The following is a 22053-nucleotide window of genomic DNA, read 5'->3' as shown; positions in this document are numbered from 1 at the left end:
GTGTTGGCGCACTGCTTGAAACGGTCGGTATCGGACCGAGGGAGCGCGCTGCAAGCCGCACAGGAAAATGAGTGAAATTTCAGAACCTCTTTTGACACAACGCGCCAGGCTGCTGGAGCAACTGGCCCTACCCCACCCGTACGACCTGGCGGTGATCGGTGGCGGCGCCACCGGCCTGGGCGTGGCGCTGGACGCGGCCTTGCGGGGCCTGCGCGTGGTGCTGGTGGAGTCGCACGACTTTGCCAAGGGCACGTCTTCACGCGCCACCAAGCTGGTGCACGGTGGCGTGCGCTACCTGGCGCAGGGCAACATCGCCCTGGTGCGCGAAGCCCTGCACGAGCGCACCCGCCTGCTGCACAACGCGCCCCACCTGGCGCAGCCCCTGCCATTCGTCATGCCGTCCTACCACTGGTGGGAGTCGCCCTTCTATGGTGTGGGCCTGAAGGCCTACGATGTGCTGGCGGGCAAGGCCGGGTTGGGTCCCACCGAGTTCCTCGGCCCTGCCCGGACCCGCGCCTGCCTGACCACGGTCAACCCGCAGCATTTATGCGGTGGCGTGAAGTACTGGGACGGCCAGTTCGACGACGCCCGTCTGGCGCTGGTGCTGGCCCGCAGCGCCGCCGAGCAGGGGGCGCTGCTGGTGAACTACTGCGAGGCGGTGGACCTGATCCATGCGGCCGACCGGGTGGTGGGTGTGCGCTGCCGTGACAGCGAAACCGGCGCCCCCATCGACATTCAGGCCCGCTGCGTGGTCAACGCCACCGGGGTGTGGGTGGATGCCCTGCGTGCGCGCGACGGCGCGGCGTGCGGCCGGGCGAGCACGCCTATCGTTGCACCCAGCCAGGGCGTGCACTTGGTGGTGGACCGCGAATTTTTACCCGGTGACCACGCCTTGCTGGTGCCCAAGACGGCCGATGGCCGGGTGTTGTTTGCCGTGCCGTGGCTGGGCAAGGTCATTCTGGGAACCACCGATACACCCCGCCACGACCTCGCACGCGAGCCGGAGCCGTTTGCCGACGAGGTGGCGTTCATCCTGAATGAATCTGCCCGCTACCTGCAGCGCGCGCCACAGCGGGGCGATGTACGCAGTATCTGGGTGGGCCTGCGCCCGCTGGTCCGGCCGGCGGAGGACGACGGCGCCAGCACCCAGGGCATCAGCCGCGAGCACACGGTGGCGGTCAGCGCCTCGGGGCTGGTCACGGTGACGGGGGGCAAGTGGACGACTTACCGGGCCATGGCCGAAGACGTGCTGGAGACATGCCAGGCGTCGGGTTTGCTGCCCACGCTGTCCGCAGCCCGTACCGCCGGGCACCGCCTGGTGGGGGCACCGCCGGTGGGTGCGGAGTGCATCCGCATCAGCGAGCCGCCGGGAGCGCATTTGTATGGGAAGGAGCGCGTCTGGCTGGAGCAATTGCCCGGCAATACCCACTGGCTGGCGCCGCACGTGAGCGAAGCCATGGTGCGCTTTGCGGCGCGCTATGAATATGCGCGCACGGTGGAAGACGTTCTGGCGCGGCGCAGCCGGCTGCTGTTTCTGGACGCTGCGCAAGCCGCGCAGGCGGCGCCGGCAGTGGCTGCCGTGCTGGCCGACGAGCTGGGCATACCAGTGCCGGTGGCTGACTTTCTGGCGCTGGCCCAGCGTTACCAGACCCTGCCCTGAGGCGGTCAGGGCGCGGACACGCTATTGTTTTGATAGCTGTCTACGCGCATTCCACGGCGCCTGTCGCCTGAAATGCAGGGTAAAACGGGGGGCTCAGTTGAGCAGGTAGGCGTCGGCCTGGGCTTCCAGGTCTTCGGCATCGATGGCGGCGTCGTAGGCGGCGCGGCTGGCCAGGGCTTCGGCGGTGAACGGAATCAGGGGCTTGTCCAGTGGGCGCAGCTTGTGGCGGCGCAGGCCGCGCAGCTGCTGCGAGCGTTCCATGGTCTGCAGAACCAGCTCGGGTTCCATCATCAGGCTGAAGGGGTTCAGGGACAGGGCAGTGTGGGTCATGGTGCGTCTCCGGTGAAATCGGTGCGCTGCAAGATGCATTGGCGCTTGAGACAACTGTAGCCACCCGGCACAGGAACTGGAGTCGGCAAAGGGATGGAAACCGCGTAGGAATTTGCCTTACAGGGCGGGCCCCGTCCGCGGGGCTCGCGCCTTACTGGTCGGTCAGCGACAGCAGGCGAACCTTGACGCTCTTGCCCTTGACCTTGCCGGCGTTGAGCTTGGCGCAGGCCTGGGCGGCCACGTCGCGGGCCACGGCCACAAAGGTGCAGAACTCGGTGACCTGGATCTTGCCGATCTGCTCGCGCGTGTAGGCTGGCCCCCCTTCGGTGCTGGTCAGCGCGCCCAGCACGTCGCCGGGGCGGATTTTCTCCTTGCGTCCGCCCAGAATCTGCAGCGTCACCATGGGGGGCTGCAACGGCCCCGTGCCGGTGGGAGTCAGTTCATCCAGCTTGAACCAGACCGAGGGACTGCCCTGGTACTGTTCGATCTTGCCCACGGCACCCATCTCGTTCATGGACGCCAGGCTCAGGGCCAGGCCCGATGCCCCGGCGCGCCCGGTGCGGCCGATGCGGTGCACGTGCACTTCGGGGTCGGGCGTGATGTCGACGTTGATCACCGCTTCGAGCTGGGTGATGTCCAGCCCGCGCGAGGCCACGTCGGTGGCCACCAGCACCGAGCAGCTGCGGTTGGCAAACTGCGCCAGCACCTGATCGCGCTCGCGCTGCTCCAGTTCGCCGTACAGCGCCAGGGCGTAGAAGCCCTCGGCCTGCAACAGGGTCACCAGGTCCTTGCATTGCTGCTTAGTGTTGCAGAAGGCCAGTGTGCTCACCGGGCGGAAATGGCGCAGCAGGGCCCCCACAGTCTGCAGCCGGTTGCTGCGGGTGACTTCATAGAAGCGTTGCTCGATCAGGCGCTCGGTCTTCGGGGGCGCCACTTCCACGCGCTGGGGTTCGCGCATGAACTGGCGCGCCAGTTTCTCGATGCCTTCGGGGTAGGTGGCCGAGAACAGCAGCGTCTGCCGCGCAGGCGGGCACTGCCGCGCCACGGTGGCGATGTCGTCGAAGAAGCCCATGTCCAGCATGCGGTCGGCCTCGTCCAGCACCAGGGTGTTCAGGCCTTCGAGCGTCAGGTAGCCGCGCTCCAGGTGGTCCATGATGCGCCCCGGCGTGCCCACCACGATGTGGGCGCCGTTCTCCAGGCTGGCGCGCTGGCCGCGCAGCGCAATGCCGCCGCACAGGGTGATGACCTTGATGTTGTCCTGCGCGCGCGCCAGGCGGCGGATTTCCACCGCCACCTGGTCGGCCAGTTCGCGCGTGGGGCACAGTACCATGGCCTGCACGGCAAACCAGCGCGGGTTGAGCTTGGCGAGCAGGGCCAGGGCAAAGGCGGCGGTCTTGCCGCTGCCGGTCTGGGCCTGGGCGATCAGGTCCTTGCCGGCCAGGGCCACGGGCAGGCTGGCGGCCTGGATGGGCGTCATCTCCTGGTAGCCCAGCTGCTGCAGGTTGGCCAGCGTGGCGGGGGTGAGGGGGAGGTTGGCGAAAGCAGTCATGCCCCGATTATCGGCGCAGGCACTGCGAGGCCTGGCTCACCCGCGGCCTGCGGATTTATAGTAGGTGGCGCCCACCCGTCTTCGCGTGCGACGCAAAAGTGACTACATTCACGAGAGCCGTATCTTCAAAAAGGGAGCGTACGCCATGCGTATCCATCATTTCTTCGTTTCGGCGATCGCGGTTGCCGCTGTATGGGGCGGCGCCGTTCATGCGCAGTCCTTTGAGGCCCCCAAGTTGGACATCGGTGACAAATGGACCTACTCCTACGAGGACATGGGCGAGCATCGAGAGCCTTACACCTACACGAACCAGGTATTCAAAGCCGATGGTGAGTCGGGCTGGATGTACGGCGAATCGCAAGCCCCCCAACCCTGGCGAAAATCCTGGGTCATGCGCTATGACTTCCAACGCGGTGGCGTCACGGAGTTCTTCGAATACAACGCCCCCAGTCAGCGCAATCCCCATCCCGTGCAGCCCGGGTATCGCTACAGCGAGCGTCTGGCCATGGATGATGACATTCAGTATCCGCTGTTTGTGGGCAAGACGTACAACGTGGATTGGCCCTCCGTCGACGGCAGCAGCGCGTTCCAGTTTGATGTCACCGTGGAATCGTTTGAGAAGGTCACCACGCCGGCAGGGCAGTTCGATGCCTACAAGCTGAAGTTTGTCGGGCATTGGCAACTGGTAGCCGGTACGCAGAGCTATACCGGCTCGGCCAGGCGGGTATCGTGGGTTGCGCCTGCGGTGAAACGCATCGTGCGCACGGAGTACCAGGATCGCAGTATTTACAACAACCTTCTCAACCGATCGGTGGAAGAGCTGGTGAAGTGGGAGCCCAAGGCGCCCGTTCCGGCTGGTCTTCAGTAATTCCCATGAAACAAAAACTCGCCTACTTCGTACTCTCCTCCGCCCTGCTGGTGGCGGGCTGCGGCACCACGGTGGTCAACCCGGTGACCGGCCAGGCCGAACGCACCGTGATGGACGAGGCCACCGAAGTGGCCGAAGGCCAGAAAGCCCACCAGCAGGTGCTGCAGGAATATGGCGCCTACCCCGACCCGGCGGTGCAGGCCTACGTCAACACCCTGGGCCAGAAGCTGGCCGCCCAGTCGCACCGCAAGCAGCTGCAGTGGCACTTCACCGTGCTCGACAGCCCGGAGATCAACGCCTTTGCCCTGCCCGGGGGCTTTGTCTATGTCACCCGCGGCCTCATGGCCTATGTGGACAGCGAGGCCGATCTGGCTGGCGTGGTGGGCCACGAGATTGGCCACGTCACCGCGCGCCACGGCGCGCAGCGCGCCACTAGCGAGCAGAACGCCGGCCTGGGCGTGCTGGCGGCCACCGTGCTGGGCGCGGTGCTGGAGAGCCAGGGCCTGAGCGGCGCGGGCCAGCTGGCCGGGCAGGTGTCGCAATCGGTGGCGGCGGGCTACATTGCCTCCTACGGACGCGAGCAGGAGCTGCAGGCCGACGGGTTGGGGGCCGAGTACCTGGCGCGCAACAACTTCGACCCGCACCACATGGTGGACGTGATCACCGTGCTCAAGAACCAGGAGCGCTTTGCAGCCGACCAGGCCCGGGCCGAGGGGTTGCCCCCGCCGGCCCAGGGCGGCTGGCTGGCGTCGCACCCGTCCAACGACCAGCGCCTGCAGGCCATCACCCAGCTGGCCAACCAGTACAACAAGGGCAACTACAGCGACGAGGGGCGCGCCCGGTATCTCAAGGCCATCCAGGGGCTGGCCTTTGGCGAGAGCGCCGACCAGGGCCTGAGCCGCGGACACAACTTCTACCATGTGCCGCTGGGCATTGCACTGACCGCGCCGGCGGGCTGGCATTTCCAGAACACGGCCGACCAGCTGGCACTCGTCAACACCGCGCGCGACGCCATGCTGGTGCTGCGGCTGGTGCCGGCCCAGGCGGGCCGCGACCCGGCAGCCATCATCCGCACCCTGCTCAAGCCCACGCAGGGCCGTACCGAAGGGGCGGTGATCAACGGCCTGCAGGCCACCCGTTTTTCGGGCGGGCGCCAGAACGCGCAAGGGCAGGTGCAGCCGATCGAGGCCACGGTGATCAGCGGTCCGGGCAACAACACCTACCTGCTGCAGTGGGGCGCGCGTGACGCGGCGGCGCTGCAGCGCGCGCGCACGGCCTTGCGCACGGCCGAGGAGAGTTTTCGGGCCATGACGGCGCAGGACCGCAGCGCGGCGCGGCCCTGGGTGATCAAGACGGTGGCCTACCCCAAGGGCGGCTTTGCCGAGCTGGCCCGCAGTTCGCCAGTGGAAGCCCCGGAGGCGCAGCTGCGCCTGATGAACGGCTACTACGGCGGCGGCGAGCCCGCGCCGGGGCAATTGGTCAAGGTGGTGGCGCCCCGCTAGCCGCTAGCCGCCAGCGGGAGCCGGCGGGTCAGTTGCGGGCGTGGCTGATCTGCAGCGTGTCCACCCCGTCGAGCTGGCGCAGCTGGCGCGACAGATCAAACAGGGAGTTGGGCTGGGGGTGGCTCTTGTTGGCCACCATCACGAAACGCCAGGTGGTGGTGGCGGCGTTGGCAATATTGAGCGAGCCCTCGGCCATGAAGAAGCCCCAGTGCTGCAGCGTGGTCTTGAGTTCCGCCTCGCTGGGTTCAAAGCCGGCCTTGAAGCTCAGCGTGACGCCCATGGCGTGGCGCGACGGCAGCAGCGCCTCCAGCTTGGGGCCCCACATCATCAGCGACGCCGACAGCAGCGCCAGCAGGACGGCGGCGACAAAGAAGCCGAGCCCCACCAGCACCCCGATGGCCGACGATGCCCAGATGGACGCCGCCGTGGTCAGGCCGTTGATGTTCAGGCCCTGTTTCATGATGACGCCGGCGCCCAGAAAGCCCACGCCGGTCACGATGCCCTGCACCACCCGGGTCGGGTCCACCGGCGCCATGCCGGGGGCCGCGCCGCCCCACCAGAAGCCGGGGTAGCCAGCGAACACGGTCAGGGCCGCCGAGGCCATGCAGACCAGGCCGTAGGTGCGCATGCCGGCGGCGCGCCCGTGGTAGGAGCGCTCGTATCCCACCAGCAGGCCCAGCAGCAGCGCCCCCAGCAGGTTGATGAAAATCAGGAAGTTCACTTCCATGACGGGCAGCGACCAGAACGCACTGATGTAGGTCGGACTCAACGGGGTCATGGTGGTTCTTTCAATAAAAATAGCCGTCAGTGCCGGTGGCGCCGGCGCTGACAGCTATCCATGGTAGACCAGTTTGAAAGCGGTCTAGCGGTAAAACAGGGAGGGCAGCCACATGGTCAGTGGCGGCCACAGCGCGGCGATCAGCAGGTCCAGCAGCGCCACCAGCACCAGCGGCATCACGGCCCGTGAAATCTTGCCCAAGGTGACGCCGGCAATGCTGCAACTCACGAACAGGCAGATGCCCACCGGGGGCGTCAGCATGCCGATGGCCAGGTTCACCACCACCAGCACGCCAAATTGCACCGGGTCCACCTGCATCTGCGGCGTCAGCACGGCCAGCACCGGCACCAGCAGCAACAGGGCGGCAGTCGTCTCCATGACGCAGCCCACCACCAGCAGCATGGCCATCACCAGCAGCAGCAGGCCCACGGGTGGCAGCGACAGCGAGTTGACGAACACATCGAGCAGCTGGGCCGCTTGCTGCATGGCCAGCAGCCAGCCAAAGATCTTGGCCATGGCGATGATGAACAGGATGCCGCCCGCAGCCACCTGGGAACGGACGATGAGGCCTGGCAGGTCTTTCCAGGCCAGCTCGCGGTTGATGACCGTTCCCACCAGCAGGGCATAGAACACGGCCAGCGCGGCGGCTTCGGTCACCGTCACCACGCCCGACAGAATGCCCCCCAGCACTACCACGGGCGCTCCCATGGACCAGATGGCGGCCTTGCCGGTTGCGGCTACCTTGCGCCAGCTGAAGGGCTCGCGCTCGCCATAGCCCTTGTGCCAGGCAATGGTGACCGCCACGATGATGAAGGACAGCCCGAGCAGCACGCCCACCAGCATGCCGCCGGCAAACAGCTGCGAGATCGAAATGTTGGTCATGAAGCCGAAGATGACCATGGGAATCGAGGGCGGAATGATGATGCCGATCGAGCCTCCGGCGGCCACCACGGCGGCGGCAAACGCGGGCGGGTAGCCCTGGCGGATCATGGCCGGAATCACCACCGCGCCGATGGCCGCCGTGTCGGCCGCTGCCGAGCCGGAAATGCCGGCGATGATCATCGACGCCACGATGGCCGCCGCCGCCAGCCCGCCGGGCGCCCAGCCCACCAGGCTGTTGCAGAAGTCGATCAGGCGCCGTGAGATGCCACCGACTTCCATGATGGAGCCGGCAATCATGAACAAGGGCACGGCCAGCAGGTCAAAGGAGTCGACGCCGGAGAACAGCTGCTGGACCACGGTCTGGCCCAGCGCGGCCAGGGTGACGGTGTCCGGGAATACGCCGGGCGTGACGATCAGCCCGATGGCGGGCAAGCCGATGGCCAGCGCAATGGGCAGGCCCAGCGCCATCAGCAGGAACATCAGGGTGAACAGCAGGACGATGATCATGGTGTCGCCGCCTTGGGTTTGGTCATGTCAGCCAGGATGTGCAGCAGGAAGATCAGGCCCGATAGCGGTACCGCGGCGATGGGCAACGACATGGGCATCTGCACGGCGGTGGAGGTCTGATCCCAGGCGTTCACGGTGTAGATGGTGCCGAACCAGGTGATCAGTCCGAAGCAGCCCAAGGTCAGCAGCTGCAGGCCGCGCACGATGATCTGCTCCACCAGCCGTCCGAAGCGCGCGCCGAAGCCGGCCAGACCAATGAAATGGGCCCGCTTGTAGGCCACGGTGGCGCCGAGAAACGTAGTGGCGACCAGCAGGTAGCGGCCGACCTCTTCCGACCAGCTCAGCGATTCGCCCAGGTAGCGCGCCAGTACCTGCACAAACAGGATGAGTGAAATGGCGACGCCGGCCACCAGCAGGACTTTTTCCACCAGGCCATTGACCCGTTCGCTGACGGACTGCAGCTGTTGATTGAGACGCATGGGTGCTCCAAAAAAAATCGGCGTGACGACAGGCGCCACGCCGGGGGTGTTCACCAACCGTTTATTTGACGGTCTTGCGGATCTCGTCGACGATTTTCTTGGTGTCGCCACTCAGGGACGCGTAGACCGGTTCGGTCTTGGCGCGGAAAGCGGCCAGGTTGGGGTTCTCGACCACCTGCATGCCAGCGGCCTTCAGTGCGGCCAGCTGGCTGGCTTCGTTGTCGCGCACATAGCGGCGGCCGGCCAGGGAGGCTGCCTTGGCCGCCTCCATGAACGCCTTGCGGTCAGCGGCGGGCAACTTGTCCATGAAGGGCTTGCTGCCCACGAACACCAGCGCCGAGTACACGTGGCGGGTGATGGAGAGGTACTTCTGGCCCGCGTCGTTGAGCTTGCCTGCGGAGATCACGGAGATCGGGTTCTCCTGGCCATCGAGCACGCCCTGCTGCAACTGGGTGGTGATGGGCCAGGCCATGGGCGTCGGGTTGGCGCCAATGGCGCGCCAGATGGCCAGGTGGGTTGGCGACTCCATGGTGCGGATCTTCATGCCCTTGAGGTCCTCGGGGCCGTTGACGGCGTGCTTGGAGTTGGTGACGTTGCGAAAGCCGTTGTCCAGGAAGTGCATGCCCACCAGACCCGCCTTGTCAAAGCGCTTGAGCAGGTCCTGGCCGATGGGGCCGTCCAGCACCTTGTCCGACGCTTCGTAGGAGCTGAACAGGAACGGCATTTCCAGGGCCTTGATCTCGGGCACAAAGGCTTCGACCGGGCCGGTGGTGCACACGCTCATCTGCACGGTGCCCAGCTGGAGCTGCTGCAGGACCTGGGTCTCGCTGCCCAGTGCGGCAGAGTGGTGCACGATGACGTCGTATTTGCCGGGCAGGGCCTTGTCGAGTTCTTCCTTGAACTTCTGCGCTGCCACGGTGTGCACAAAGGTCGGGCCGGTGACGACGCCGATGTTCACTTTCTCGGCGGCAAGGGCGGGCAGGCCCAGCAGAAGGCCGACGGCGCAGACGACGCTGGTGACGGTGCGGGAAATGGGTTTCATTGTGTCTCCTCAGATAGGTGGCGCAGTGGCGGGGGCCACGGCGTGGAACAGGTGTTTCTGGAATCGCGTTCCATCATACCGTTCGCTGCGCCCAACAAAAAACCCCGCCAGCCGGAAGGCCACGGGGTTTGAGGGTCTTGCGTCAGCTATTGTTTTGATAGCTGTCTGCGCAAATACTACGGGGCTTTTAGCCCCGTTTGTGCAAGAAATTACGCCAGCAGGGCATTCACCCGCTTGACGTAGGCGGCCGGATCGGCGGGCAGGCCGCCTTCGGCCAGCAGGGCCTGGTCGAACAGGATGTGGGCCAGGTCGTGGAAATGCACCGAACCGTCGAGCTTCTTCACCAGCGGGTGCTCGGCGTTGACTTCCAGCACCGGCTTCACGTCGGGCGCAGCCTGCCCGGCCTGCTTGAGCATGCGCGCCAGCTGCGTGCTCATGCCGTGGTCCTGCACCACCAGGCAGGCAGGACTGTCGACCAGACGGGTGGTCACGCGCACGTCTTCGGCCTTGTCCTTCAGTGCTTCCTTGAGCTTGGCCAGCAGCGGCTTGAAGGCTTCGGCAGCCTCTTCGGCGGCCTTCTTCTCGGCTTCGTCCTGCAGCTTGCCCAGATCGACTGCGCCCTTGGCGACAGACTGCAGCGGCGTGCCGTCGAAGTCGTGCAGGTAGTTCAGCGCCCACTCGTCCACGCGGTCGGTCATCAAGAGGACCTCGATGCCCTTCTTCTTGAACACTTCCAGCTGCGGGCTGTTCTTGGCGGCCGCCAGGGTGTCGGCGGTGATGTAGTAGATGGCCTCCTGGCCTTCCTTCATGCGCGCCTTGTAGTCGGCAAAGGACACGCTCACGGTGTCGGTGGTGCTGCTGGCAAAGCGCAGCAGCTTGGCCAGGCGCTCCTTGTTGCCGAAGTCTTCGCCCAGGCCTTCTTTCAGCACGGCGCCAAATTCAGCGTAGAACTTGCTGTATTTGCCGGCGTTCTTTTCTGCCTCGGCCTTGTCTTCGGCGCTGAGCACGTCGGTGACGCCGTCTGAGGACTTGGCAGCCCCTTCGGTAGCGGCGGCCGGCAACTGGTCGTGCTTGGCCAGGTCTTCCAGCATGCCCAGCACGCGCTTGGTGCAGCCTTCGCGGATGGCTTTGACGTCACGGCTCTCCTGCAGCAACTCGCGGCTCACGTTCAGCGGCAGGTCGGCGGAGTCGACCACACCCTTCACGAAGCGCAGGTAGGTTGGCAGCAGCGCCTCGGCGTCGTCCATGATGAACACACGCTTGACGTACAGCTTCACGCCGGCCGACTTCTCGCGGTTGTACAGGTCCATGGGCGCCTTGCCGGGGATGTACAGCAGCTGCGTGTATTCGGTGCTGCCTTCCACGCGGTTGTGCGTGTGGGCCAGGGGCGCTTCGAAGTCGTGGCTGATCTGCTTGTAGAAGTCGTCGTACTGCTCCTGCGTGACGTCCTTCTTGGCGCGCGCCCAGATGGCGTTGGCCTTGTTGACGGTTTCCCACTCGCCCGTCTTGACCATGGCGCCGGGCTGGCGGCCGCCGTTTTCGTCGGAGGGGTTGATCAGCTCGCCGTCTTTCCACTCTTCCTTTTCCATCTGGATGGGCAGGCTGATGTGGTCGGAGTACTTGGCGATGATGCCCTTGACCTTCCAGCTCTGGGTGTAGTCCAGGGCGTCTTCGCGCAGGTGCAGGATGACGCTGGTGCCGCGCGCCGCCCGGGTGATGGTTTCGACCTCGAAGTCGCCCGAGCCACCGCTGACCCAGCGCACGCCTTCGGTCTCTTTCATGCCAGCACGGCGCGATTCCACGGTGATCTTGTCGGCCACGATGAAGCCGGAGTAGAAGCCCACGCCGAACTGGCCGATGAGGTTGGAGTCGGCCTTCTGGTCGCCGCTCAACTTGCTCACAAAGTCCTTGGTGCCGCTCTTGGCGATGGTGCCCAGGTGGTCAATGGCTTCTTGGGCGCTCATGCCGATGCCGTTGTCGGTGATGGTCAGGGTCTTGGCGTCCTTGTCGAAGGTGACCCGGACCTTCAGTTCGGGATCGTTCTCGTACAGGCCGCCGTCGTTGATGGCTTCAAAACGCAGTTTGTCGCAGGCGTCCGACGCGTTGGAGACCAGTTCGCGCAGGAAAATTTCCTTGTTGGAGTACAGCGAGTGCGTCACCAGGTGCAGCAGCTGCGCGACTTCGGCCTGAAAGGAAAGGGTTTGTTTGGTCATGATGCGAAAACACTTGTAAAAAATAGGAAAACTGCCCAAGCTTCTCGGCAGGTGCCGTCAATCGAGCGACAGCGGCATCCCCCGAGATGGGGTTCGTGGATGGTATTTCAACCCTTTGCACGACTGGAGCACGACATGCAAAATTCCAAAAAGTGGGCAGCCGAGTTTATCGGCACGTTCTGGCTGACTTTGGGCGGGTGTGGCAGCGCGGTACTGGCGGCCGCCTTTCCCGGTGTGGGAATCGGCTTGTTGGGCGTGTCCCTGGCGTTTGGTCTGACCGTGGTCACGGGCGCCTACGCCCTGGGCCCGATTTCGGGCGGCCACTTCAATCCGGCCGTGTCCGTCGGGCTGGTGGTGGGCAAGCGGTTCTCCGCCGCGGAGCTACCCGGCTACATCGTCTCCCAGGTGCTGGGCGCGGTGGCCGCCGCCGCCGTGCTGTACCTCATTGTTTCCGGCAAGGCCGACTTCAACGGCGTGGGCGGCTTTGCCAGCAATGGCTACGGTGCCCGTTCGCCGGGCCAGTTCGGCATGCTGTCGGTGCTGGTGTGCGAAGTGGTGATGACGGCCATCTTCCTGGTGGTCATCCTGGGCGCTACCGCCAAGCGGGCTGCCGGCGGTTTTGGGGGCCTAGCCATCGGCCTGTGCCTGACGCTGATCCACCTGGTGTCCATCCCGGTGTCCAACACCTCGGTCAACCCGGCGCGCAGTACCGGGCCGGCCCTGTTTGCGCAGAATGGCGCCCTGGGGGACCTGTGGCTGTTCTGGGTGGCGCCCATTGCCGGCGCGGTGCTGGGCGCCGTGGTCTACAACCTGCTGCTGGCGGACGAGTAGGCGCGCCCCCGCCCCGGCGGGCGGAAGGGCCCGTCAGGTGGCCGGTTGCGCGCCCAGCCAGGCCAGCAGCTGCTGTGTCACCGCAGCGCTGCTGAGCAACTCCATGTGGTGGGTGCGGTAGGCAATCCACTGCGCGTCGGGGGCAAACGCCAGTTGGCGCCGCGGGTCGGGGTGCTGGCCCAGTGCGCTGGGCAGGGGTACCAGGCCGTCGCCGATCACGCGCTCGGCCAGCGGGCTGCGCTTGGCGGCCGCGGTGGCGGCAATGGCGTAGCAGGCTACGCCCTCGGGCAAGGGCAGGGGTTGGCGGCTGTCGGGCTGGCGGCGGAAGCGGTCGCGGCCGACCCAGTCTGCATCCAGCACGTGGCCGTAGCGCAGGTCGGTGATGCCGGCGCTGCGCAATTGCCCCAGCTTGGCCAGCGGCCGGGTGTAGGGCGTGCTGCCCAGGATCGTGTCCACCCAGTTGCCGGCCCGCTCCAGCGGCGCGCCGTGGTGGGGCGTGCCCAGGAACACGATGTTTTTCAGGTGCTGCGGCCAGCGCAGGCCGTCCTGGCGGGCGTAGTGCCAGGCGCTGCGCGTGACCAGTCCGCCCATGCTGTGGGCCAGCACGCTGAGCTCCTGCACCGAAACGGGCCACTGGGCCAGCAGCTGTTCCAGCTGGGCCGCCAGGGCATGGCCGTTTTCGGAGGTGTGCAGACCGGTGTTGTAGCGCACGTAGACGGGGGTGTAGCCCAGCGCGGCGGCCAGCGCGGCGCCGTGGTCCACGCCGGGCGCCTGGTCGCCCTGGGGGTGGGTGTGCCACTGCAGGTCGTTCATGCACAGGCCGTGGATCAGCAGCAGGATCTTGCCGGTGGCCCCGGGCAGCGCCACGGGGGCAGGGGCGTCCAGCACCTTTCCCTGGCAACGCAGGGTCATGGGCGTGGCCAGCGGGTTGTGGTGGGCCGCCAGGTGGTCGCCCATGACGCCGTTGAGGGCGGCCAGAATGGCTTCGCGTTGGGGCGACTCGGCGGGCGCATCCAGAGCCGATTCCAGCAGGGGTTCGAGTTTGGCAAAGGTGGCGTCCAGCCCCTTGCCCACCCACTGCGTGACGCCGTGCAGGGTGCGGTACACCAGCCCGGTAAGGCCGCGGGCCTGCCCTGGCCCGCCATCGGGCACGCCCAGGCTGCTCCAGACCGACTGGTGAACGCCTTCGGCCATGCGGGCCACGCCCTGGGTGGCCTGGGTGGCCAGCTGGGCCACGGCACGCAGGTCGGACGGGCGCAGGTGCTTGAGGGATTTGGCGGGCATGGCGGCTTGGGGACGCCGGGTCAGAAGCGCTCGTGCGGCTGCAGGTAGCGCCACTGACCCAGTGGCAGGTTGCCCAGCATCACGTTGCCCACGCGCACGCGCTTGAGGCCCACGACCTTGAGGCCCACCAGTTCGCACATGCGGCGGATCTGGCGCTTCTTGCCTTCGGTGAGCACAAAGCGCAGTTGCTCGGGGTTCTGCCATTCCACCTTGGCGGGCTTGAGGGGCTGGTTGTCCAGGCTCAGGCCGTGGCGCAGCAGCCTGAGTTTGTCGGCGGGAAAGACCGACTGCACGTCGCTGGTGATGGGGTCGTCATCGTCAATGCGCATGAGCTGTTGCGCCTTGCCGCCGTAGGTGGCGGCGGGCGAGGTCGCCGCGGCCGGGTTCTCCACGCCGGTGTAGGCCACGCGCACCAGGTATTCCTTTTCCATCACCGAGTCTTCGCCAATGAGCTGGCGCGCCACGCGGCCGTCCTGCGTCAGCACCAGCAGGCCGGTGGAGTCGATGTCCAGCCGGCCGGCTGGCACCAGGCTCTTGAGCTGGCTGGGGTGGAAGAAGAAGCGGGCGTTGTCCTCGGCCCAGCGGTTTTGCGGCTGCACCAGGGTGATGGCCGGCAGGTGGCCGTCTTCGGCCTGGCCGCTGACAAGACCCAGCGGCTTGTTGATGAGGATCGTGACCTGGTTGGCCTGCGCGCCCTTGGCCTGCTGGGTGACTTCGATGCGGGCGTCGGGGGCAATCTGCATGCCCATCTCGGCCACTTTGCCGTTGACCTTGACCCAACCCTTGGCGATCCAGTCGTCGGCCTCGCGGCGCGAGGCCATGCCCAGCTCGGCCATGCGCTTGTTCAGGCGCATGGTGCCGTTGGGCCCCATGGCCGCGGTGTTGGTCTGCCCCGCAGGAATGGGGGCACGGGTGGCCGGTGCACGGCCGGGGGGCGGTGCGGCGCGGCGGAAGGCGGGCGGCGGCTTGCCGTTGTCGGAAGGGGTGTTCATCTGCTATATCTTTTGTAGCTGCTTGCGCACATTTTACGGGGGCTTCAGGTCAATTAGATACCTGAATTGTCCGTGCATACCGCCTGGGTGGGCCGGGCTGGTGCCCGGGGGGGGCTTTACGTTAACGCCGTGGCGGGTAGGCGCGTTCCGTGGCAATCACGCATGGCGACTGCGCCCGCAAACCCCGTCACCGGACTTTAGGGATGAACTGGCGGTTTTGTTTCTATTGGGGAAGGCAATCCGGGCTCAAAGTGCTGCCTTGGAAGGCGTCTTGTCCAGATCATAAAGTTTGCACGGCGGAGCATTTGCGGCGCGACCTTTTTCACAGGCCTCCAGCGCCAGTTTGTCTGCCACTTCCTGGCTTCCGCTACCGTAGTCATTTCTCCAGCGCACCGTGCCCGCCGCGGTTTTGGAATAGGCTATTGCTCGAAAAGTTGGTTTGAATCTCGTTGACTCGACTGCACTGATGAAGTTCTGCGAAAACGTGCCATCAGCCAAGTCACTCGGGACGGGCAGCAAGGCTCTGTACGACGGGATGCCGTCAAACGCATTTTTGGGCTTTGAATAATCAATAGCCTTGTCCGTTGCTGCTTGAAGCAACTCCCCCCACTGCTGAAGTTTCTGCACGAACTTCTTGCGGCTCGGTGAGGACTCCAGTGCATCTGGGTTATTCCAGTCTTCCGCTGAAGTCTCACGAAAGCCCAGCAACTCTGCATTCAATCCAAGACCAAGGGTGTATAAACGTCCCCCGATGCGGGTTTGAATAACCTTCACGGAAAAATAAGTCCCCAGGCGGGTTCCGGCCTGGACGCTATGTGCGTCAATGGTCAGGCAGTTGTCGTCGTAACCTCTTCCCTTGTTGATGGCCACCATGTGTATGCCTGCACAAGGGCTGCCGGATACATATTTGCCACCACCAGCTCCAGCGATATCTGTCGTCAGGTTCAAAAACGCAAACCAATCGCCGTTGGGTTCCTTTTGTTCCAGTATGACCGTGCCATACGTTGTCGATGTGGCATCACGCAAGGTATTTGATTCTCTTGATGTCACACTCGCCAACTTCCAGTTTTCACTACCCGTAAATATCGGGTAATCACCCATGGTGGTTCCATTCACAAATGCAGATCCCTTGACGAAATCAGCCGGGGTCCTGTCTGTGAAAAGGTCTCCGGAGTTGGACTCCATGGACAGCGTTGCAAGTACCAACGCGACAACCATTCGCAGCAGACTTTGATTTTTTTTCATATCGATGATGTATTGATTGTTCTTGCGCGAACGCTTCCCTTGCCTTTGGCCGACGCGCGCAGTTCAAAAATTCTCGTGCATGTAGCCCCGTCTGCCTATCCCCCGATTGGGTGAGTTCTGCAAAATATTCGGCAGCCGTGACTTCTATGTGCCGGCAGTCTCGCCCAGCCAGCGGCAATGCAAGGCATTCGATATTGCTATAAAAACAGTAGCTACCTACGAAGTATTTACGAGGGCTAGAGGCGGGTTTATTTTGTAAATACGTGGCTGCGCAGCGCCGGCAGGTCCAACACGCGCAGGCCGCCGTATTCCACGCGGATGGAGCCCTGCTCTGCCAGCGTGGTCAGGGCTTCGTTCACACGCTGGCGCGACAGGCCCACCAGGTAGGCCAGCTCCTGCTGGGTGATGCGCAGCACCTCGCCCACGCCGGGGTAGAGCACGGGGTTGAACAGGGTGGCCAGGCTGCGGGCGACGCGGATGTCGGGGTTGGTCATGCGGTCGATCTCGCGCGCGGCAATGAACTGGCCCAGGCGTTCGTTGAGCTGGTTCATGATGAAGCGGTTGAAACCGATGGAGTGGTCCAGCAGCCAGTGGAAGGTGTCCACGTGCAGCCCGGCGACGTGGCTGTTGCGCAGTGGCTGGATGTTGTAGCGGTAAGCCTCGCGCTTGAGGGCGGTGCCTTCGCCAAACCAACCGCCGGGGGGCACGCCGGTGAAGGTCATGGTCTGCCCGTGCTCGTTGTCGCTGCTCATCTTGAGCAGACCGTCCACCACGCCAAACCAGTAGGTGGCCGGGCGGCCCATGCGGCAGACGTATTCGCCCGGGCTGGCCTCGGCAATTTTCAGGTCCGCCACGGCGCGTTCGCGTTCCTGTGGCGCCAGCAGATGGATCCATGGAATGGCGTCGAGTTCTCCGGCCGTCAGGGCGCGGCGGCGTTGGTGGAGCGAAGAGTCGAGGGGCATGGGGCTGTGCGTTGTAAGGTGGGTGAAAGTGCAGGGAAAACACCTACCGAGAAAGGCTTCAATTGTCGTCCGAATGACAACTTGGCGTCAAATGCCAAGTCAATAATTGCAACCATACAAAGCCCTGTTACACAAGTCCAGGGCTACGCAAAGGTGACAAGGAACCGGAATGCAAACGACTTTCCCGCGACTACTTCTGAAGCACGCCAACGAGCGCCCGGATGCGCCCGCCATGCGCGAGAAGGAATACGGCATCTGGCAGTCGCTGTCCTGGGCGGACCTGGCGACCATGGTGCAGCAGCTGGCCGCCGGCCTGCACCAGGCCGGTCTGCGCCGCGGTGAGCACATGGTGGTGGTGGGGGCCAACCGGCCGCGCCTGTACGCCACCATGCTGGCGGTGCAGTCGCTGGGTGCCATCCCCGTGCCGCTGTACCAGGACGCCGCCGCTGCCGAGTGCGTGTTCCCCATCAACAACGCCGAAGTGCGCTTTGCCTTCGCCGAAGACCAGGAGCAGGTGGACAAGCTGCTCGAAATCCGCGAGGCCTGCCCGCAGCTCGCGCACATCTACTTTGACGACCCGCGCGGCCTGCGCAAGTACGACGAGCCCGGCTTGGCCGCGCTGGACGAGTTGCAGGGTGCCGGACGCGCCTTCTTGGCCGTGCACCCCGATTTTTATGCCAGCCAGGTGAACCAGGCCCAGCCCGACGACGTGGGGGCCATGTTCTTCACCTCGGGTACCACGGGCAACCCCAAGGGGGTGGTGCACACCCACAACTCGCTGCTGAACCGGGCGCGGGTGGGCGCCGAATTCGACCGCCTGACCCATGCCGAAGAGGTGCTGGCCTACCTGCCGCCGGCCTGGATCGGCCAGAACATCTTCAGCTACGCCCAGTGGCTGGCCTGCGGCTATGTGGTGAACTGTCCGGAGTCGGCGGCCACGGTCACCATCGACCTGAAGGAAATCGGCCCGACCTACTATTTCGCCCCGCCCCGGATTTTTGAAGGCCTGCTGACCAGCGTGATGATCCGCATGGAAGACGCCGGCGCCCTCAAGCGCGGCATGTTTCATTATTTCATGCGGGTGGCCAAGCGCGTTGGCCCGGCGCTGATGGACGGCAAATCGGTGTCGGCCCTGGACCGCGCCCTGTATGCGCTGGGCAACTTCATGGTGTACGGCCCGCTGCGCAACAACCTGGGCATGAGCCGCGTGCGCGTGGCCTACACGGCGGGTGAGGCCATTGGCCCGGACCTGTTCAGTTTCTTCCGCTCCATCGGCATCAACCTCAAGCAGCTCTACGGCTCCACCGAGACCGCCGTGTTCGTCTGCCTGCAGCCCGACCACGAGGCGCGCGCCGACACGGTGGGTGTGCCCTGCGACGGCGTGGAGATCAAGGTTGCCGACAACGGCGAGATCCTGATCAAGTCGCCCGGTCTGCTCAAGGAGTACTACAAGAACCCCACGGCCACGGCCGAGGTGCTGACGACCGATGGCTGGTACCACTCCAGCGACGCCGGCTTCATCGATAACCACGGCCACCTCAAGATCATCGACCGCGTGAAGGACGTGGGCCGCATCAAGGGCGGCGCCAACGACGGCGCCATGTTCGCGCCCAAGTACGTGGAGAACAAGCTCAAGTTCTTCCAGCACATCAAGGAAGTGGTGGCCTATGGCGATGGCCGCGACCAGGTGTGCGTGTTCATCAACATCGACTTCGACGCCGTGGGCAACTGGGCCGAGCGGCGCAACCTGCCGTATGCGGGCTATACCGATCTGGCGCAGAAGCCCGAGGTCTACCAGCTCATCAAGGAGTGCGTGGAGCAGGTCAACGCCGACCTCAGCGTGGACGCCCTGCTGGCAGGCAGCCAGGTCAGCCGCTTCCTGGTGCTGCACAAGGAGCTGGACGCCGACGACGGCGAGCTCACCCGCACCAACAAGGTCCGTCGCGGCTTCATCGCCGAGCGCTATAACGTGCTGGTGGACGCGCTGTACAGCGGAAAAACCTCGCAATTCATTGAAACCCAGGTCAAGTTCGAAGACGGGCGCACCGGCAGCGTGAGCGCCACGTTGAAGATTGACGACGCAAAGACCTTTGCCCCCGTGAAGGCCGCAGCATGAGCAAAAAAATCGGCGACGTCATCCTGGACGTCAAGAACATCTCCCTGAGTTTCGGCGGCGTCAAGGCGTTGACCGACATCTCCTTCAACGTGCGCGAGCACGAAGTGCGCGCCATCATCGGCCCCAACGGTGCGGGCAAGAGCTCCATGCTCAACTGCATCAACGGTGTGTACACGCCGCAGCAGGGCTCCATCACCTTCCGCGGCCAGTCATTCAAGCACATGGACAGTCACCAGGTGGCCACCATGGGCATCGGCCGCACCTTCCAGAACCTGGCGCTGTTCAAGGGCATGAGCGTGCTGGACAACATCATGTCCGGGCGCAACCTCAAGATCAAGAGCAACATCTTCCTGCAGGCCTTGCGCGTGGGGCCGGCCGAACGCGAGGAAATCCGCCACCGCGAGGCGGTGGAGCGCATCATCGACTTCCTGGAAATCCAGGCCTACCGCAAGACGCCGGTGGGGCAGCTGCCCTACGGCCTGCAGAAACGGGTGGACCTGGGCCGCGCCCTGGCGATGGAGCCGCAGGTTCTGCTGCTGGACGAGCCCATGGCCGGCATGAACGTGGAAGAGAAGCAGGACATGTGCCGCTTCGTGCTGGACGTGAACGACGAGTTCGGTACCACCGTGGTGCTGATCGAGCACGACATGGGTGTGGTGATGGATATCTCCGACCGCGTGGTGGTGCTGGACTACGGCAAGAAGATTGGCGATGGCACGCCCGATGAAGTGCGCAACAACGAAGACGTGATCAGCGCCTACCTCGGCACCAGCCACTAAGGAACAAGAACATGGCATTTTTTCTGGAAACACTGTTTGGCGGCCTGATGGTCGGCATGCTGTATTCGCTGGTGGCACTGGGTTTTGTGCTGATTTTCAAAGCCTCGGGCGTGTTCAACTTCGCGCAGGGCGCCATGGTGCTGTTTGCCGCGCTGGCGATGGCGCGCTTTGCCGAATGGATTCCCCAATGGACGGGCGTGCAGGACCCGGTGGTGGTGAATGTGGCCGCGTTCGTGATTGCCGGTGCGGTGATGTTTGCGGTCGCCTGGGTGATCGAGCGGCTGGTGCTGCGCCATCTGGTCAACCAGGAAGGCACGACGCTGCTGATGGCCACGCTGGGCATCACCTATTTCCTGGAGGGACTGGGCCAGACCATCTTTGGCAGCAGCATCTACTCCATCGACATCGGCATGCCGAAGGATCCGGTGATGATTCTGGAGAGCACCTTTGCCGGCGGCATCCTGATCAACAAGGAAGACCTGTACGCCGCCATCATCGCCGCCGTGCTGGTGGCGCTGCTGAGCGTGTTCTTCCAGAAGACAGCCACCGGCCGCGCCCTGCGTGCCGTGGCCGACGACCACCAGGCGGCGCAAAGCATCGGCATTCCGCTTAACCATATCTGGGTCATCGTGTGGTGCGTGGCCGGTGTGGTGGCGCTGGTGGCCGGGATGATCTGGGGCTCCAAGCTGGGCGTGCAGTTCTCGCTGACCACGGTCGCCATGCGTGCGCTACCTGTGGTCATCCTGGGCGGGCTGACCTCGGTGCCCGGCGCCATTGTGGGCGGCCTGATCATCGGCGTGGGCGAGAAGCTGTCCGAGGTGTACATCGGCCCCATGGTGGGTGGCGGCATCGAAATCTGGTTTGCCTATGTGCTGGCCCTGGGCTTCCTGCTGATCCGTCCGCAAGGTTTGTTCGGCGAGAAGATCATTGATCGCGTTTGAGTAAAAAAATATGTTCTACAGAGAAAACGGCCAGTTCAAGACCAATTACCGGGCGGACCAGCAGATCTTCCCCATTGCGCAGGACCGCGTGGCAGTGTTCGTGCTGCTGGCCTGTGCGTTCGTGGCGGTTCCCCTGCTGGCCAGCGACTACATGTTCCGCGCCATCCTGATTCCGTTCCTGATCTTTTCGCTGGCCGCCATCGGAGTGAACATCCTGGTGGGGTACTGCGGCCAGATTTCGCTGGGTTCGGGCGCCTTCATGGCGGTGGGCGCCTATTCGGCCTACAACTTCTTCGTGCGTGTGGACGGCATGCCCCTGCTCGTGGCGCTGATCCTGGGCGGGGTGTGCGCCATGCTGTTTGGCGTGGTGTTCGGTCTACCCAGTTTGCGCGTCAAGGGCCTGTACCTGGCGGTGGCCACGCTGGCGGCCCAGTTCTTTTCCGACTGGATGTTCCTGCGCATCCAATGGTTCACCAACAACTCGACCTCCGGCTCGGTGTCGGTTTCCGACCTGCAGGTGTTCGGCCTGTCGCTGGAGAGCCCGCTCAGCAAGTACCTGTTCTGCCTGGTGTTGCTGGCGGTGATTGCCCTGCTGGCCAAGAACCTGGTGCGCGGTGCCGTGGGTCGGGAGTGGATGGCCATCCGCGACATGGACGTGGCGGCCGCCGTGATCGGTATCCGGCCCATGTACGCCAAGTTGAGCGCGTTTGCGGTCAGTTCCTTCATCGTCGGCGTGGCCGGCGCCTTGTGGGCCTTCATCTACCTGGGCGCGTGGGAGCCGGCGGCCTTCTCGGTGGACCAGTCGTTTCGCCTGCTGTTCATGGTGATCCTGGGCGGCATGGGCTCCATCATGGGCAGTTTCTTCGGCGCGGCCTTCATCGTGGTGCTGCCCATTGCGTTGAGCCAGTTCCTGCCGGCGCTGGCCGGACTGTTCGGCGTGGAGATTTCCACGGCGGGTGTATCGCATGCCGAGTTGATGGTGTTTGGCGGCCTGATTGTCTGGTTCCTGATCGTGGAGCCGCACGGCATGGCCAAGCTCTGGTCTACGGGCAAGCAGAAATTGCGTTTGTGGCCGTTCCCGCACTGAGCGGGG

At 64.7% G+C, this 22053-nt stretch carries 19 protein-coding genes; 8 read left to right on the top strand and 11 right to left on the bottom strand.

The features are described from left to right. Positions 1–67 precede the first annotated feature (67 nt). Positions 68–1660 (top strand): glycerol-3-phosphate dehydrogenase/oxidase, encoded by a 1593-nt coding sequence (locus AC1Q5W_RS08625; protein WP_492644781.1) that lies wholly within the window; start codon positions 68–70, stop codon positions 1658–1660. A gap of 93 nt (positions 1661–1753) precedes the next feature. On the opposite strand, the gene AC1Q5W_RS08620 is transcribed toward AC1Q5W_RS08625, so the two are convergent. Together AC1Q5W_RS08620 and dbpA are read right to left on the bottom strand one after the other, a co-directional pair. Continuing rightward, positions 1754–1990 carry a hypothetical protein gene (locus AC1Q5W_RS08620; RefSeq protein WP_492644782.1) on the bottom strand — a complete coding sequence of 79 codons (237 nt, stop codon included), beginning with the start codon at positions 1988–1990 and terminating at the stop codon, positions 1754–1756. A 151-nt stretch (positions 1991–2141) separates the two neighbouring features. Continuing rightward, positions 2142–3539 carry an ATP-dependent RNA helicase DbpA gene (dbpA, locus tag AC1Q5W_RS08615; RefSeq protein ID WP_492644783.1) on the bottom strand — a complete coding sequence of 466 codons (1398 nt, stop codon included), beginning with the start codon at positions 3537–3539 and terminating at the stop codon, positions 2142–2144. Between the two features lie 145 nt (positions 3540–3684). Between dbpA and AC1Q5W_RS08610 the strand changes: the two genes are divergently transcribed. Beyond that, on the top strand, positions 3685–4407 hold the full coding sequence (locus AC1Q5W_RS08610) for a hypothetical protein (protein WP_492644784.1): 723 nt from the start codon (positions 3685–3687) through the stop codon (positions 4405–4407). A 5-nt stretch (positions 4408–4412) separates the two neighbouring features. After that, positions 4413–5909 carry a M48 family metalloprotease gene (locus AC1Q5W_RS08605; protein ID WP_492644785.1) on the top strand — a complete coding sequence of 499 codons (1497 nt, stop codon included), beginning with the start codon at positions 4413–4415 and terminating at the stop codon, positions 5907–5909. A gap of 28 nt (positions 5910–5937) precedes the next feature. On the opposite strand, the gene AC1Q5W_RS08600 is transcribed toward AC1Q5W_RS08605, so the two are convergent. From AC1Q5W_RS08600 to htpG, 5 genes are all read right to left on the bottom strand, one after another. Further along, positions 5938–6687, bottom strand: a complete 750-nt coding sequence (locus AC1Q5W_RS08600) for an MgtC/SapB family protein (protein ID WP_492644786.1) — start codon at positions 6685–6687, stop codon at positions 5938–5940. A gap of 84 nt (positions 6688–6771) precedes the next feature. Continuing rightward, entirely contained in the window at positions 6772–8076 is a 1305-nt protein-coding gene (locus AC1Q5W_RS08595) for a TRAP transporter large permease (protein ID WP_492644787.1), read from the bottom strand. Next, positions 8073–8555: a TRAP transporter small permease gene (locus AC1Q5W_RS08590; protein ID WP_492644788.1), complete on the bottom strand. Its 483-nt coding sequence runs from the start codon at positions 8553–8555 to the stop codon at positions 8073–8075. Before AC1Q5W_RS08590 ends, AC1Q5W_RS08595 begins: the two co-directional genes overlap by 4 nt. A gap of 61 nt (positions 8556–8616) precedes the next feature. Next, a complete protein-coding gene (locus AC1Q5W_RS08585) occupies positions 8617–9597 on the bottom strand; it encodes a DctP family TRAP transporter solute-binding subunit (RefSeq protein WP_492644789.1) in 981 nt (326 codons plus the stop codon). 209 nt (positions 9598–9806) lie between these two features. Further along, a complete protein-coding gene (gene htpG, locus AC1Q5W_RS08580) occupies positions 9807–11810 on the bottom strand; it encodes a molecular chaperone HtpG (protein WP_492644790.1) in 2004 nt (667 codons plus the stop codon). A 135-nt stretch (positions 11811–11945) separates the two neighbouring features. Here htpG and aqpZ point away from each other — a divergent pair, with 135 nt between their 5' ends. Next, complete coding sequence (gene aqpZ, locus AC1Q5W_RS08575; RefSeq protein WP_492644791.1) at positions 11946–12641, top strand: aquaporin Z; 696 nt, start codon at positions 11946–11948, stop codon at positions 12639–12641. A 33-nt stretch (positions 12642–12674) separates the two neighbouring features. On the opposite strand, the gene AC1Q5W_RS08570 is transcribed toward aqpZ, so the two are convergent. The 4 genes from AC1Q5W_RS08570 to AC1Q5W_RS08555 all read right to left on the bottom strand — a co-directional run bounded on the left by AC1Q5W_RS08570 (position 12675) and on the right by AC1Q5W_RS08555 (position 17124). Beyond that, complete coding sequence (locus tag AC1Q5W_RS08570) at positions 12675–13925, bottom strand: esterase/lipase family protein (RefSeq protein WP_492644792.1); 1251 nt, start codon at positions 13923–13925, stop codon at positions 12675–12677. A gap of 20 nt (positions 13926–13945) precedes the next feature. After that, on the bottom strand, positions 13946–14917 hold the full coding sequence (locus AC1Q5W_RS08565) for a pseudouridine synthase (RefSeq protein ID WP_492644793.1): 972 nt from the start codon (positions 14915–14917) through the stop codon (positions 13946–13948). Between the two features lie 246 nt (positions 14918–15163). After that, a complete protein-coding gene (locus AC1Q5W_RS08560) occupies positions 15164–16162 on the bottom strand; it encodes a hypothetical protein (protein WP_492644794.1) in 999 nt (332 codons plus the stop codon). 248 nt (positions 16163–16410) lie between these two features. Next, positions 16411–17124 carry a Crp/Fnr family transcriptional regulator gene (locus AC1Q5W_RS08555; protein WP_492644795.1) on the bottom strand — a complete coding sequence of 238 codons (714 nt, stop codon included), beginning with the start codon at positions 17122–17124 and terminating at the stop codon, positions 16411–16413. Positions 17125–17293: 169 nt separating this feature from the next. Between AC1Q5W_RS08555 and AC1Q5W_RS08550 the strand changes: the two genes are divergently transcribed. The 4 genes from AC1Q5W_RS08550 to AC1Q5W_RS08535 are packed head-to-tail and all read left to right on the top strand — an operon-like array spanning position 17294 to position 22047. Then, entirely contained in the window at positions 17294–19240 is a 1947-nt protein-coding gene (locus AC1Q5W_RS08550; protein ID WP_492644796.1) for an AMP-dependent synthetase/ligase, read from the top strand. Next, on the top strand, positions 19237–20019 hold the full coding sequence (locus AC1Q5W_RS08545) for an ABC transporter ATP-binding protein (RefSeq protein WP_492644797.1): 783 nt from the start codon (positions 19237–19239) through the stop codon (positions 20017–20019). Before AC1Q5W_RS08550 ends, AC1Q5W_RS08545 begins: the two co-directional genes overlap by 4 nt. A gap of 11 nt (positions 20020–20030) precedes the next feature. Next, positions 20031–20960: a branched-chain amino acid ABC transporter permease gene (locus AC1Q5W_RS08540; protein WP_492644798.1), complete on the top strand. Its 930-nt coding sequence runs from the start codon at positions 20031–20033 to the stop codon at positions 20958–20960. A 10-nt stretch (positions 20961–20970) separates the two neighbouring features. Further along, complete coding sequence (locus AC1Q5W_RS08535) at positions 20971–22047, top strand: branched-chain amino acid ABC transporter permease (RefSeq protein ID WP_492644799.1); 1077 nt, start codon at positions 20971–20973, stop codon at positions 22045–22047. The last annotated feature ends 6 nt before the right edge of the window (positions 22048–22053 follow it).

This window comes from Rhodoferax sp. MLSD5-FHT05B10 (assembly GCF_058793415.1).
This window is presented reverse-complemented; position numbering and strand designations above follow the sequence as displayed.